The following is a 14,133-nucleotide window of genomic DNA, read 5'->3' on the forward strand; positions in this document are numbered from 1 at the left end:
AAGCGGAATCGCTTGTTAATTCGTCACGGATCGCGTTTCTGTGGTGGAAATCTTCGATTACGGGCCAGTTCTGCGCCCGATTTTCGGCACTCCGTTGACTTTGTTCTGATGTGCGGCAACCCAGTCCAGCGTCTTTTCAAACGGCATCGGTTTGCCAATCCCGAAGCCCTGAACATGATCGCATCCCAGTTGGGCCATCAGGGCATGTTCGCCCTGAGTTTCAACCCCTTCGGCCAGCGTTTCGACATTCAGGCGCTCGGACATGGTCAGGATGGCGCTTACCAACTGCTGCTGGCTGGCGTCACGATCCGCTTTGGCGACAAAGGACCGGTCGATTTTGATCCGCGAGACATTAAAGCGCTTGATCGATGCAATCGAGGCATGCCCAGTGCCGAAATCATCCAGATCAATGCAACATCCAAGTTTGGACATGCTCGTCACGTTGCGGGTGATCACATCGTCGGGTCGCCGCGAGAACACGGTTTCCAGAATCTCAACCGCTAGGCGGTCGGGCGTCAGGTCATTCTGGTCCAGTTCCCATTTCAGTCGGTCGATCAGGACCGGGTCGCGCAGTTCGTCGGATGAGAAATTCACACCGATCCGGGGCACCACTATCCCGGCACGATCCCAATCGCGCATGGCAGCAAAGGCGTGATGCCGCATCGCCTGTCCAAGTTTCTCCATCAACTCGGCCTGTTCGGCGAAGGGTAGGAACACCTGTGGGCTCAACACCCCTTTTTGAGGATGTTCCCAGCGGGCCAGCGCCTCGAACCCGGTCACGCGCCCCGTGTTGGTCGAAATCTGAGGCTGGTACCAAGGGCGGATTTCACCGTTGTCCAGCGCCGTTTCGAACTCTTTGCGCAGATTGGCACGAATGCGCGAACGACGCTGCGTTTCGCTGGAAAAGGCGCGAATGGTTGACGGTCCGTTTCTTTGCGCTTCGCCCAAAGCGGCCGAGGCGGTGTCGATCCAGTCTTCGTACTGGCCATCAGCGGCGCTGGAAAGCTGGCTGAATCCGATCGAGCAGGACACATACACTCCTGTACCGTTGAGTGTGAAAGGCTCCTCAACAACGGCCTGAATGCGTCCGGCCATCTGAATGCAGGCCTCAAGATCCAGTTGCCGCGAAGGTTGCAGGCCAATTGCGGTCTTGTTCTGGTCCAGGCGGGTCACGATATCCTGCGTGCGTATGACCGAGAGGATGCGGCGGCTAAATTGGTCGGCCAGATGATCGGCCGCGGCGTTGCCGTGCAAATCCAGAAAATCTGAATAGTCGTCCAGCGCAACGAGGATGCAGGCTGAATCTGCCCCCCCGGGCGCGAATGTTTTAAAAATTCTTTCCATTTCTGCGGCAAAGGCGTCAATGGCCATCATGCCGCCGGGCGCGTTGCGCCGCTGGTCGGAGCGGGCGTCAAATGTGGCGGCACCCAGGAAAACCAGCGGCAGGCATAGGGCGGCAACCACCAATGCCCGTTCCCCGCCGATCCAGAAAGCCGCCAGGCTGATCGCTGGGACAAAAGCCAAAGCGGCAGGTCCGCTCAGAATGGAAGTTAGAGCATCGAGAACGCGTTCAACGGAGAAACGTTTCCACATCGGTTTTCTGGGCCCCTACGTTTAGGCATAGCACGTATTGGGCAACCGTAGAAAACCAATCTGAGTCAGACGTTAACGCAACAGTGGAATTTCACCCGAATTTTCGTCTTTTTCGCCGGGGTTTAGCGCGAGCGCCTGGAAATCGAACAGTTTCGGGTCCAGCAAATGCGAGGGCCGCGCGTTGGTCAGGGCCCGAAACATCACCTGACGCCGGCCGGGGCTGTTCTTTTCCCACTGATCCAGAATCTGCTTGACCTGTTGGCGCTGCAGCCCGTCCTGACTTCCGCACAGGTCGCAGGGGATAATGGGGTAGTTCATCGAGGTGGCGAATTTCGCGCAATCGGCCTCGGCCACGTGGGCCAGCGGGCGGAAGACGAATAGGTCGCCTTCTTCGTTCACCAATTTCGGTGGCATCGTCGCCAGACGTCCGCCGTGGAACAGGTTCATGAAGAACGTCTCAAGGATATCGTCCCTGTGATGGCCCAGAACTACGGCGCTGCAGCCTTCCTCGCGCGCGATCCGGTACAGGTTGCCCCGGCGCAGGCGGGAACACAGCGCGCAAAAGGTGCGGCCCTGCGGAACCTTGTCCATCACAACGGAATAGGTGTCCTGATATTCGATGCGGTGGGGTACACCCATGCGTTCCAGAAACTCGGGCAGGACAGTGGCCGGAAATCCGGGCTGACCCTGATCCAGATTGCAGGCCAACAGATCAACCGGTAGCAACCCGCGCCATTTCAGCTCATAAAGGACCGCCAGCAGGGTATAGCTGTCCTTGCCGCCCGACAGGCACACCAGCCAGCGGGGCGGCTTGCCGTCTTTGTCATGGGCGGACGGGTCCACCATCCCGTATTGCTCAATGGCTTCGCGGGTCTGGCGCACGATGCGTTTGCGCAGCTTCTTGAACTCAGTGGTCGAGGGCGCGCCGGCAAAGAGCGGATGGATATCGTCAGCTTCGTCAAACATGCGCAGCCCCTACAGCAGTTGACGCAACCGGGCAAGGGGACCGGTCAGCCGAGGCGGGCCAGTAGCGCGCCTGTGTCCAGCCCGGTCACCGACCCGGGGATGCGCCCGCTGTCGCCCGAAAGACGCGTGCTTATGAACCCATCGGCAACCGCGCCGGGGGCATTGCGCAGAAGTTGTGAGGCCGTGAGCAGCAGCGCCGTGCGTTCGGCAAACCAGCGCGCCTCGGCCTCGGGGGGTAGGTTGGGCCATCGGTCGCGATGTGCCTTCAGGGCTGCGTCATAGGCGCGGTCCGCACCCGTTGCGGCGTCCAGTTCCGTTTGCAACACATCAACGGCCAGCGGCTCGCGGGTAAGAGTGCGCAAGATGTCGAGGCAGATCACATTGCCCGACCCCTCCCAGATGCCGTTCAGGGGGGCCTCACGATAAAGCAGGGGCAGGGGGGTATCCTCGACATAACCCATACCACCCAACACTTCCATTGCTTCGGCCACGACCACGGGGCAAAGCTTGTTGTTCAGGAACTTGGCCAGAGCGACACTGATCCGGGCAAATGCCTTGTCCTCGGGGGCCTGGCCGTCGAACGCCTGTGCTACGCGCATCCCCAGTGTCAGCGCGCCTTCCCAGTCCAGCACCAGATCCGCCAGAACCGCACGCATCAGCGGCTGGTCGATCAACCGACGCTGAAAGGCACTGCGATGGGTAACCCAGTGATGCGCCTCGGCCAAAGCGGCACGCATCAGACCCGCGGGGGCCATGGCCGTATCCAGCCGCGTATGGTGCACCATTTCGATGATCGTGTGCACACCAGCGCCCTCGTCGCCCAGTTGATAGGCCAGTGCGTCGTGGTATTCGATTTCAGCCGAGGCATTGGACCTGTTGCCCAGCTTGTCCTTCAGTCGCATCAGGTGAATAGCGTTGCGCGCACCCTCCAGCCAACGGGGGACAAGGAAACAGGTCAGTCCGCCCGGGGTCTGCGCCAGCGTCAGAAATCCGTCCGACATCGGGGCCGAGCAAAACCACTTGTGCCCGCGCAAGTGCCAGTGATCGCCATCCCGCGTGGCCGTGGTGGTATTGGCGCGCAGGTCCGAGCCGCCCTGTTTCTCGGTCATCGCCATGCCCAGCGTGGCACTGGTTTTCTGCGTGATTGGTTTTGTAGCCGGGTCGTATGTACGTGCCGTCAGCTTTGGTTGCCAGATTGCGGCTATATCCGTGTTCACGTCCAGCACCGGATAGGCCGCATAGGTCATGGTCAACGGGCAGCAGTGCCCCGGTTCGACCTGACTGGCCATATAGATCATCGAGGCATGAGTAGTATGGCCACCCGGCTGCCCGTCCCATGGCTGGGCGGCGTATCCGGCGCATTGGCTTATCTGCATCATTTGATGGTAGGCGGGGTGAAAGCGAACTTCGTCCAAACGCCTGCCGCCTGAGTCGAACAACAGTGGTTCTGGCGGATGCTGGTTTGCGACGCGGCCCAACTCGCGGGTCTCAGCGCGTCCCAAGTGCTCGCCATATACCTCCAGAGGCGCGGTGCGGCCTGCAGCGAAGCCAACCGCATTGCGCAGCACCGGGTCGGCGGCCCAAAGGTCGCAATCCCCGCGCATTGGCGGTTGATTCAGGACCTCATGCGTGGGCAGCTTTTGGTGCGCGTCGGATGTCATCTGGACCTCGGGCTGTGTGGATCCAAGTGTTTAGCGCGGATTTTGATGGGTCAAGTCTGACCGGGGGTCACGCGGAATCTTCGCATTTGCACTCGGGCACCGGATCGTACCCGTCACCACCCCACGGATGGCAGCGCCCGATCCGCCGGGCCGCCAGCCATGCACCTTTGATGGCCCCGTGTTTTTCCAGCGCCTCCAGGGCATAGGCCGAGCATGTGGGCTGATAGCGGCAGTTGAACCCAACCCAAGGGCTGAACACCAGCCGATAGGCCCGGACAGGCAAGGCAAGGATATGCGCCAGCAGATTCATTCCCTCGGCCCGTGCACTTTGCGCAGGGCATATCGCAGGTCATCGAGAAGGGCGTCGAACGGGCGTTTTGCAGTGACCTCAGCGCGGCCGATCAAAACGTAGTCCCATCCGTCCTGTCCTTGCGCAGGCAGCACGGCGCGGGCGGCCTCGCGTAGACGCCGCTTGGCGCGGTTACGGGCCACAGCATTGCCGACTTTCTTGGAACAGGTGAAACCGACACGAATCCCCGGCGCTTCGTCCGCGGCGCGCCTGCGGGCCTGTACCATCATCGATGAGGTGCCCTGCCGACGCGCGCGGGCGGCTTTCAGGAAATCTGACCGTTTCTTGAGAACGGTCAAAGTTTCAGGTGCGCAAACGGACGCCGCCGGGGGCGTTTCCCCGGGCTGGTTCTTACCATCCACAGGGGCCTCCGGCGGCGTCATGTTCATAACCTGATCGGTGAGCGGTTTACGCGCTCAGCGACTTGCGGCCACGTGCGCGGCGCGCGTTCAGGATTTTGCGGCCGGCCTTGGTGGCCATGCGCGCGCGGAAACCGTGGCGGCGTTTGCGAACCAGGTTCGAAGGCTGATAGGTGCGTTTCATCGCTCCGTCTCCAATCTATAGCGGTGGGGTGCGGCGCGGATTCGCCTGGCCCTAGTGTTCGAAGCCCGTCCTCTACTGGGAAGCGGGGGGTAAGTCAAACCCCTAGGTGTGAGTTTTGACGCCTTTTGCAACAATTCTGTAACCGGGTCGGGCAAAAGGTTTCAAAATCGTGGTTTTAGACCCCAAACACTCACATTCCCTGCCGTAAACATCAAGGCCGCGTGAAGTCCCTGTTGCGCGGGCCTTGGGCGGCGCATGTTGGGGACAGAATGAAACGAACAAAACCGGACAGCCTCATGAGCGATACAACTCAGGCACCGCGCAGCGGGCTTGCGCGCCATATCCCGTTGCTGGTGATTCTCACTGTTGCCGCGGTGGGGTTCTTCACCTTGGGCGACTACCTTACTTTCGAGACACTGCGCGACAATCGCGAGGCACTGCTGGCGTTGCGCGACTCGCACTATTGGGTGATGGCAGCCGTATTCATCACGGTTTATATCGTGATTGTGGCCTTTTCGCTGCCGGGGGCCGCTGTTGCCTCGATGACCGGAGGGTTCCTGTTCGGCCTGTTTGCGGGCACCGTCTTCAACGTCTTTGCCGCCACTATCGGCGCTTCGACCATTTTTCTGGCGGCGCGTTGGGGCCTAGGCAAATCCCTGACCGCACGGTTGGAATCCTCTGAAGGGACGATCAAAAAGCTGAAAGAAGGCCTGCGTGAGAACGAAATCTCGGTCCTGTTTCTGCTGCGCCTTGTGCCGGTAGTGCCGTTCTTTGTGGCCAATCTAGTTCCTGCGTTGGTGGGGGTGAAGTTCCGCAACTTTCTGATTACCACCGCGCTGGGCATCATTCCGGGCGGCATCGTCTACACGTGGATCGGTGTCGGGTTGGGCGGTGTGTTCGACCGGGGCGAGACACCGGATGTCTCGCTGCTGTGGGAGCCCTTCGTCATCGGCCCAATCATCGGCTTGTGTGTGCTGGCTGCTCTGCCGATAGTCATCAAAGTCCTGCGTGGCAAAAAGGGCGCCTGAACTCATGCGAGACCTGAAAACGGATATCCTGGTGATCGGGGCCGGGTCGGGCGGTCTGTCCGTGGCGGCCGGGGCCAGCCAGATGGGGGCGGATGTCATTCTGCTGGAAGGCCACAAGATGGGCGGCGATTGCCTGAACTTCGGCTGCGTTCCCTCCAAGGCGCTGATCGCCAGTGGAAAAGCGGCTTATGGGCAGGCGCATTCCGCCGCGCTGGGCGTGGCGGATGTAGTCCCTCAAGTCGACTACGCCGCCGCCAAGGACCACGTGTATGACGTGATCGCCCAGATCGAGCCGATGGACAGTCAGGAGCGGTTCGAAGGGTTCGGAGTCCGGGTGATCCGGGAATTTGGCAGCTTTGTCTCTCCGACCCAGGTGCAAGCGGGTGAGAACTTGATCACTGCACGACGCGTGGTGATTGCGACGGGCTCGTCGCCTCTGGTTCCACCGATCCCCGGGTTGGATCAGGTGCCGTACTATACCAACGAAACCATCTTCGACCTGCGCGAAAAACCGGAGCATCTGCTGATTATTGGTGGTGGCCCCATCGGCATGGAGATGGCGCAGGCCCATATCCGGTTGGGCAGCGAGGTGACGGTGATCGAGGGCTTGCAGGCGCTGGGCAAAGACGACCCCGAAGCGGCCGAGATTGTGCTGGACACGCTGCGGGCCGAAGGTGTGGCGATTCACGAAAAGGCAATGGTTGCCCAAATTCGCAACAATAAGAGCCTGGTCGAGGTCGTAACCGAGAATGGCGACATCTATACCGGCTCGCATCTGCTGCTGGCGGCCGGACGCAAGGCCAATACCGACCGTTTGAACCTGAAGGCCGCGGGGATCGAACCTACCCGAACCGGGATCAAGGTGGATGAGACGCTGCGGACGACGAACCGGAAGGTCTACGCCATCGGTGACGTTACAGGTGGGATGCAATTTACCCATGTGGCCGGATATCACGCCGGGATTATCATCCGATCGGCCCTGTTTGGACTGCCGTCAAAGGCGAAAACAGCACATATCCCTTGGGCCACCTATACTGATCCCGAACTGGCGCAGATTGGCCTGACCGAGGCGCAGGCGCGCGACCAGCACGGCGACAAACTCGAGATCGTACGCTTTGACTATCACCATAACGACCGCGCCATTTCGGAACGCAAGACGAACGGCTTCATTAAGGTCATGGTCGTAAAAGGCCGCCCAGTCGGGACCACAATCGTTGGGCATCAGGCGGGCGAATTGATCAACTTGTGGTCGCTGGTCTTGGCCAATAACCTGAAGATGGGGCAGATCGCTGCAATGGTTTCGCCTTATCCGACGATCGGAGAGCTTAACAAAAGGGTGGCGGGTGCCTATTTCTCGCCAAGGCTATTTGAGAATCAAATGGTTAAACGGGTGGTCCGGTTCGTCCAGCGCTGGATGCCCTGACCGGAAAAGGAGAGCTTAGTGAACTCGCTGTCGGGCCGATTTCTGATCCTGACGACGGTCTTCGTGATGTTGGCCGAGGTTCTGATCTTTGTGCCCTCGATTGCGCGTTTTCGCGAAGATTTCCTGCTGAACCGGCTTGAGCGCGCCCAGATCGCGTCATTGGCTCTGCTGGCCGATGACATGCTGGCCGATGATCTTGAAGCCGAACTGCTGGCCAATGCCGGGGTCTATAACGTAGTGCTGCGGCGGGATGAGGTACGGCAGTTGATGTTGTCTTCCCCGATTCCCGAGCCGATCACCAGAACCTACGACCTGCGCGATGCGGGGCCTTGGATATTGATTAGGGATGCCGTCACGCGTCTGTTCACGCCGGAAAATGAGGTCATTCGCGTGATCGGTGAGCCTGTCAAAGGGGCGGGGTTGCTGATCGAGGTCACCACAGACACCGAACCCCTGCGCATGGCGATGACGGATTATGGGCTGCGCATCCTGGGCCTGTCATTTGTCATTTCGATCATCACCGCGTTTTTCCTGTTTCTGGCCGTTCGGGTTGTTCTGGTGAAGCCCATCAAGGGAGTTGTGGGCTATATGCAGCGCTATGCGGGTGCACCCGAGGACGCACGGGGAATTATCTCTCCCAATTCCAAAGTGACCGAACTGCGCGAGGCGGAAGAGGCCCTGCAACAGCTGCAGACCGAATTGACGCAGGCTTTGAAGCAACGTGAACGTCTCGCACAGCTGGGCGGAGCTGTGGCCAAGGTCAGCCACGATCTGCGCAACATCCTGACTTCGGCACAGCTTTTCACTGACCGGATCGAGGCCAGTGACGACCCGCTGGTGCGGCGTATGGCCCCGAAGTTGGTGAACTCGATCACCCGGGCCGTGTCCCTGTGCGAGAGTACGCTGGCCTTTGGCCGCGCCGAAGAACCTGCGCCGACCCTTACCATGGTGCCCCTGCGAGACGTGGCCGAGGATGTAGCCGCCAGCGAAAGACTGGCCGTGGCCGATGCCTGCGTCGAGATCGTCAACGAAGTGCCGGAGGATCTGATCGCCCGCGCAGACCCGGAACAGATGTTCCGCGTGATGATGAACCTTGTGCGCAATGCCCGTCAGGCGTTGGTGGCGTCGGGCAAGCCGGGCAAGATCACGATCGCAGGATGTGTTCACGAGAATGACTGGTGCGTCGAGATTAAGGATAACGGCCCGGGCTTGCCGCCCAAAGCGCGCGAGAACCTTTTCACGCCGTTTCAGGGCGGGGTGCGCAAAGGGGGGTCGGGCCTTGGTCTGGCAATCTCGCAAGAACTGGTGCGCGGACATGGTGGAGACCTTGTTCTGGCCGAGACCGGACCTGAGGGAACAACCTTTGAAATCCGCCTGCCGCAGGGTGACGTGACTTTTTAGAACATTTTTCAAGAATCGACTTGCACGTGCCCGGAGGTAGGTCTACATAGCGCCTCACCAACGCGGACCGATAGCTCAGCTGGATAGAGTACTTGACTACGAATCAAGGGGTCGGGGGTTCGAATCCTCCTCGGTCCGCCACTGGTTTCATTGTGGGACGACACATAGTTTTGCCGTTTGGTACCCATAGTCGTTCCATTGTAGATAGCGCCCCATTTTTTCGTTGCTTTGCCGTGTGTCCATCGCTGAAGTCGAATACCGGAATTCAACTGGAAATAGGTGGTTCGCTCTGGCTGCGTTTTTATGAACTCGGGTCGGTCCCAAACAGCCACTCCGAGGTTTCAGATGCTGCAGTCGCGTCGGCATAACGGACATTCACGGCGTTAGTATAGTCTTACCACCACTGCTATTACTTTGCCCGACCCAAATAGTTTACGTAATTCTGGCACAATTTCTTGTGGCTATCGGATACGGACCTGTTGGGAAAACGGCTGCTTCATGCTTCTCTCCTAGAGCTCTCGCTCCATGTTGGGCATGATAGCCGATCAAGGCCTCTAGAGTGGTAATGGCACTTTCCCCGGTTTCGACACCCATCGGTCAATTCAGTCAAGAACCTTGGGTTGGCAATTAGATCGCGACAGAGGCCAACCTCAACATTGTTAGGCAGATCCCCTAGAAAGGCCGAAACCCGACCTGAAAGGATGAAGCGCTGCTCCGGAAATTTATTTGCGATCTCCAAACTGTCATGGTGCCTCTGGGAAAGAAAGTAGTCTGTGGAAGGGTAGATGAGTCTTTTGTCTATGTTGTAGTGGCCGGAAGAAAGATCGACGAAATCGAACTGAAGTGAAGAAACATTGCCAACGCTTTCTTCGATTCCCCTTTGATCAAACTCGGAGTCACCCGTGCGAATTGACCAGCGCACCGATGTTTCGACCTTTTGGGACCGTAAGAAGCTAGCCAATTCAGCCATCTCGTCTTTTACATATGGTGCAAGAGGGTTCAGGTCTTTGTCCAATAGCAAGCAAGGAAGATATCCGTGTGCAGCATGAATTTGTATGTGTTGATATCCGTGTGTAACCGCCATTTGGGCAGCTGCACGAAACCCATCCATGACACTGTCGATGTCATCTCGTGTCATCATTGAAAGTAGCTGACGCGCAGCTTTGATCGTTTCACTGGGCTCTCTGACTACAAATTTTCTTTGACCGATATAGCTTGGCCACGTGGTGGCAAGTTGGATTCCAGGTGCGGTTCCCTCTGACGAAATAGCTTCTGCTATCGCAGCCCATCGAGAATGCGTCGACAGCGTAGGCGTTTGATCATTAGTCCCAAAGCCTCCAGGAATCACAATGTTGCCCAAGATCGCGCAGTATAAATGGGCGGAACTTCTTTCCCTGTAGAAATCTATGAACTGATTGTCTGGCAGCCCGTCTTGGACGAAGCCAGTATTCACACCGAGAAAGAAAACACGTTTATTCTTCAAGATGGCGGTAGCGTTCATCATTCTTCGCCATTTTCTCCAGTAGGTCGTTTTCGATATCGCCTCCCAGAACGTTTGATAGTCGGATGATGTAGATCATTGCATCCGCGAGTTCTTCTCGGAGGTCCGCAGATGCAATTTCAAGTGAATACCCTTCGTAACCATCAACACGGAACGCCAATTCCACTTTTTTTAGCAAGTTAGCGAACTCGCCAACCTCGCCGACAAGGCCAACCGTGTCTCTGGTGAGTTGGGCAAGCCGATCCGCATCCGTTTGCAATTCTTCCGAAAATCCGCGCTTAACATCCGCTGCCATCTGACGAGCGACGATCTTCGCAAGCTCCATTACTTCGTCCTCCCAAGAAATCCGACCACCAGGGCAAGAACCGCGACAATGCCAGACGCTATCAGACTGCCCAAAACGCCGTAGAAATCATCAAGGAGTTCGCTCTCGGTTTCTACTAGGTAGAGTGCGACCCCATTGATGCCAATCGCTAGCACGAGCAATGCCAACAACCAAAGCACTCTTCCTTCGAGTCTTCGGATTATCACCTTTGTTGCCTCTGGCAAAAGCGCCAACGCCTCGTCCTTTTCCGAAAATACACGATCGTCATTTGCGACTTCACTGTGCGTTTTTTGCAGATGGGTTTTGATCGGCCAAATCTCGGCTTGGAATCCGTGTTGACCCTTATAGAGTTTGGTTGCCGGATTGCTTAGGTTGCTAAAATCGGCCTTCGCGATTGGCTCGCCCTGGGAAAGCTGAATATAACTATTGCTGAAATTCTGCGTGACTATGCCGAGGTTGCCAGAGAAGCCCGGGTCTGCGTAGGTAGCGACAGGGCTAAGCCCAATACTGAACAGTGATCCTTTGCTGACTACTCGGGATACTATGTTCGCAGGAACATCGAACTCCTCTTTAGTGATCAAAACGACCCTATGTCCTGGCTTGATGAGTATCGTTTCGCCGTCGGCGAGCTCAAAACGCTTCCCATTCTCTGACAGATCATAGTAGACGTTGCCGAGCCGTAGTTGATAGCTGGAACCTTCAACCATCTTATCATCAGTGCCAGTAAGTAGTCTTCCAGCTCCAATTTCTTTTTCTAGATCTACATTGCTCAGTGTTGCCATTGCGCCCTAACTTTCGAATTCTCTAATAAGTGTTTTCGCTCAGTGGATCTGGCTCCACGCGCTGATTTTGGACCAGCCTACCGCTTTCGGTTCACCTGACATTAAAGCTGGAGTGGCCTTGGACCTGAAAAGCTGGGATTCGTTGCCGAACTGTGTGAGACGAGTTTCTACCGTATCTCAAACCTTATTGTAGTGCCTAAGTTACTAGATCTAATGGCAAGTCGGAGATGTCTCTTAGGCGCTTGCCCTCGACCATAGTATCCAACAGTTCGAGCGTTTCATCGCGACCCTGATCTACCAGAGCTTTGCGAAGCTCGTAGAGAGCGAAGTGATAAACGCAATCAATATCGCCGGTTCCGAGCGCTAAAGATGCCACTCGGCCAGGTGTCGGTTCTCCAGTGATAACTGCGATATGTGGTAGCCTTCCTTTGCGGTTTCGAACCAAGTTGAGACCTTCAGACCGGGCATTCTGCGCACGGTCACTTCGCAGTGTCCATTTGCAACTGATTGAGGCATGAAGGATTTCAAGAGGCTGATTGACCGCACGCAAGCTCGAAAGTCGTGCTGTGCCAGTGTCAACCAATGCGCCTTTCGCATTGATGGCCCCATCTGCCTCGGGCGCTCGTGCTACGACAATATCGGGTTTGATTAGATAGTCGGAGCCAATGGCCGTGGCGATCTCTCGATTGGCTTTGGCGATAGCTTCAAGATCATCCAGGTGGGCATACTGATCGAACATTGCGATGCCGCCGCCTTTTGTAACAGTAAAGGAGCCAGGGCGGAGATGCTGCATTCGCTCGAAGCACACGCGCACAAAACTTGCACACACACCTTCAAAATCTGCGCCAGCTGTCTGACCGGGAAGCTTTAGTGCGGTTTTGGCTGGTCCGAGCTGATCTAGAATAGAGCCAGCGATTTCTCTGCTGGGTTTAGAGGCTTTGTCAGCATTGCTAGGGATGCCAGCTGCGCTTTTGGTTAAGATGCCCCCAAGAAGGGTCGCGTGGAACTCGCGCCGTGCCTTTGTGAGCCATGCGACGCTCATTAGGCAACAACCCGAACGGATTTGCGGGCTGAAATCGCTTCTCGGATTTTGAACGCGACAGCTTCAGCTACTGGTGGCGGGAACGCGTTGCCCACCTGCCGATAGGCGGGTGTTTTTTTGCCGGAGAAGCGCCAGTCATCGCTGAAGCCTTGCAATCGTGCCACCATGGGCACCGTAAGTCGGGGCATACCTACAAAGTCACGTTCTGGGGCTTCATTCGCAATACCCATGCCGTCAACCCCGAGTGTTGCCCAAGCTCGCTTTGCTCGCGTTGGCCCAAGGTCAGGGCCGCCATGTTTCTTCGAACCTCCAACAATAGTCGGGGCAATATCATCGGCCTGCTTGCTCCAACGTGTGGCTCCTCTCCAACCATTCTCAGCCATAAGATCATGCAGAGTTTCACCAACTGTCGCAGGCGAATTGCAAGATGAAACTGGCCAAGAGAAATGCTCAGAGAAGTCTTTTCGCAAGGCGACGATTACTACACGCGGTCGCAGCTGCGGTACACCAAAGTCAGATGCGTTGAAGAGATGCCAGTCAGCTTTATAGCCTAGCTTGCTAAGTTGTCGTTTGAGCTTTTGGCGGTAGTCTGCAAACACGGCGTCAAGAAATCCGCGTACGTTCTCAATCATAACAGCCTGTGGTCTGATTTCATCAACTAGACGCAAAGCATCAGGAAAAAGATTACGCTCATCGGCGTGTCCTAGCTGTTTGCCGGCCACGGAAAAAGGCGGGCATGGCAGACCGCCGGCCAACACATCGATGCCCTCATAAGGGCGGCCATCAAAATTAGCTAAATCGGCCTGTTCACCATCTACGACGTTCCACGACGGACGATTGAGCAACAAGGTGTTGCGGCAATGATTGTCAATCTCAACAAGCGCTTGATGGCTGAATCCGGCACGTTCCATGCCAAGAGCCTGACCGCCTGCACCGGCGCAAAGTTCAATAGATGTAAGATTCGTCTGCATCAATCGCCTCATTTTTTTGCACCATACCCTTGTAGGGATAGTCATGGAAGACACCAGATATGGATTCTCACAAGTCCGCAGTTCTCTATATGTTCTACGAAAGTGGTTGCAGAAGAAGTAACAAGTTGAGCCCAGCGGGATGACGTGAATGCGTTACGACCACCCCCTGCATTTTGACAGCTATGTGAGTACCACTCCCAAAAGAGTGCCTGCGATACCCGAAGCAGCTCCAATGAACGCGGTCAGAACGGGCAACCACCAACGCCGGTCCTTCGCTTGATCCATCGCCCGAGAGTGAAGCTCGACAGCCGTTTGGATCAGAGACGCCATCTCTCCGTGTGACAACGGACTCCTAGAGATCCGTACCTTTTGTGAGTCATCCATCGAACGAAACTCTTTCGTCTCGATCTGTATCCTGGCGTCAACATCGTAGTTCTTTGGATGTTGGCGCCTTGCTACTAGGGTCAGGACTCATAGCCAATAGATGACGAGTGCTGCGAGGGCGATGGCTGACAGGAAGACCTTCGGGCACCTGTCGTAGCGGGTCG

General features: G+C 56.9%; 14 protein-coding genes and 1 tRNA gene. 4 read left to right on the forward strand and 11 right to left on the reverse strand.

The features are described 5' to 3' along the window. Nucleotides 1-57 precede the first annotated feature (57 nt). From ACR1XY_RS20540 to rpmH, 6 genes are all read right to left on the reverse strand, one after another. Entirely contained in the window at nt 58-1,593 is a 1,536-nt protein-coding gene (locus ACR1XY_RS20540; protein ID WP_480595961.1) for a putative bifunctional diguanylate cyclase/phosphodiesterase, read from the reverse strand. A 72-nt stretch (nt 1,594-1,665) separates the two neighbouring features. Then, nucleotides 1,666-2,559 carry a tRNA 2-thiocytidine(32) synthetase TtcA gene (gene ttcA / locus ACR1XY_RS20545; RefSeq protein ID WP_480595963.1) on the reverse strand — a complete coding sequence of 298 codons (894 nt, stop codon included), beginning with the start codon at nt 2,557-2,559 and terminating at the stop codon, nt 1,666-1,668. A gap of 44 nt (nt 2,560-2,603) precedes the next feature. Further along, the gene (locus ACR1XY_RS20550) at nt 2,604-4,220 is read right to left on the reverse strand and encodes an acyl-CoA dehydrogenase family protein (protein ID WP_480595965.1); all 1,617 of its coding nucleotides are present in this window, start codon (nt 4,218-4,220) and stop codon (nt 2,604-2,606) included. A gap of 67 nt (nt 4,221-4,287) precedes the next feature. Next, a complete protein-coding gene (gene yidD, locus ACR1XY_RS20555) occupies nt 4,288-4,530 on the reverse strand; it encodes a membrane protein insertion efficiency factor YidD (protein ID WP_480595967.1) in 243 nt (80 codons plus the stop codon). Further along, complete coding sequence (rnpA, locus tag ACR1XY_RS20560) at nt 4,527-4,952, reverse strand: ribonuclease P protein component (RefSeq protein WP_480595969.1); 426 nt, start codon at nt 4,950-4,952, stop codon at nt 4,527-4,529. Before rnpA ends, yidD begins: the two co-directional genes overlap by 4 nt. Nucleotides 4,953-4,977: 25 nt before the next feature. Continuing rightward, nucleotides 4,978-5,112 (reverse strand): 50S ribosomal protein L34, encoded by a 135-nt coding sequence (gene rpmH / locus ACR1XY_RS20565; RefSeq protein WP_005980833.1) that lies wholly within the window; start codon nt 5,110-5,112, stop codon nt 4,978-4,980. A gap of 296 nt (nt 5,113-5,408) precedes the next feature. On the opposite strand from rpmH, the gene ACR1XY_RS20570 reads away from it, so the two are divergent. The 4 genes from ACR1XY_RS20570 (at nt 5,409) to ACR1XY_RS20585 (ending at nt 9,105) form a co-directional block, all read left to right on the forward strand. Then, nucleotides 5,409-6,140: a TVP38/TMEM64 family protein gene (locus ACR1XY_RS20570; RefSeq protein ID WP_480595971.1), complete on the forward strand. Its 732-nt coding sequence runs from the start codon at nt 5,409-5,411 to the stop codon at nt 6,138-6,140. 4 nt (nt 6,141-6,144) lie between these two features. Continuing rightward, nucleotides 6,145-7,563 carry a dihydrolipoyl dehydrogenase family protein gene (locus ACR1XY_RS20575; RefSeq protein WP_480595973.1) on the forward strand — a complete coding sequence of 473 codons (1,419 nt, stop codon included), beginning with the start codon at nt 6,145-6,147 and terminating at the stop codon, nt 7,561-7,563. Between the two features lie 18 nt (nt 7,564-7,581). Beyond that, complete coding sequence (locus ACR1XY_RS20580; RefSeq protein ID WP_480595975.1) at nt 7,582-8,964, forward strand: ATP-binding protein; 1,383 nt, start codon at nt 7,582-7,584, stop codon at nt 8,962-8,964. Nucleotides 8,965-9,028: 64 nt separating this feature from the next. Continuing rightward, a tRNA-Arg gene (locus ACR1XY_RS20585) sits at nt 9,029-9,105 on the forward strand. A 355-nt stretch (nt 9,106-9,460) separates the two neighbouring features. Here ACR1XY_RS20585 and ACR1XY_RS20590 read toward each other — a convergent pair. The 5 genes from ACR1XY_RS20590 to ACR1XY_RS20610 form a co-directional block, all read right to left on the reverse strand. Continuing rightward, nucleotides 9,461-10,468, reverse strand: coding sequence for an oxidoreductase (locus ACR1XY_RS20590; RefSeq protein ID WP_480595977.1), 1,008 nt, complete (start codon nt 10,466-10,468; stop codon nt 9,461-9,463). Then, entirely contained in the window at nt 10,437-10,790 is a 354-nt protein-coding gene (locus tag ACR1XY_RS20595; protein WP_480595979.1) for a MazG nucleotide pyrophosphohydrolase domain-containing protein, read from the reverse strand. The genes ACR1XY_RS20590 and ACR1XY_RS20595 overlap by 32 nt, the downstream gene beginning before the upstream one ends. Then, complete coding sequence (locus ACR1XY_RS20600; RefSeq protein WP_480595981.1) at nt 10,790-11,572, reverse strand: dCTP deaminase domain-containing protein; 783 nt, start codon at nt 11,570-11,572, stop codon at nt 10,790-10,792. The genes ACR1XY_RS20595 and ACR1XY_RS20600 overlap by 1 nt, the downstream gene beginning before the upstream one ends. A 196-nt stretch (nt 11,573-11,768) precedes the next feature. After that, on the reverse strand, nt 11,769-12,614 hold the full coding sequence (locus ACR1XY_RS20605; RefSeq protein WP_421596672.1) for an NgoMIV family type II restriction endonuclease: 846 nt from the start codon (nt 12,612-12,614) through the stop codon (nt 11,769-11,771). After that, the gene (locus ACR1XY_RS20610) at nt 12,614-13,585 is read right to left on the reverse strand and encodes a DNA cytosine methyltransferase (protein ID WP_480595985.1); all 972 of its coding nucleotides are present in this window, start codon (nt 13,583-13,585) and stop codon (nt 12,614-12,616) included. Before ACR1XY_RS20610 ends, ACR1XY_RS20605 begins: the two co-directional genes overlap by 1 nt. Nucleotides 13,586-14,133 lie beyond the last annotated feature (548 nt).

The organism is Ruegeria sp. AD11(2025), from assembly GCF_056542405.1.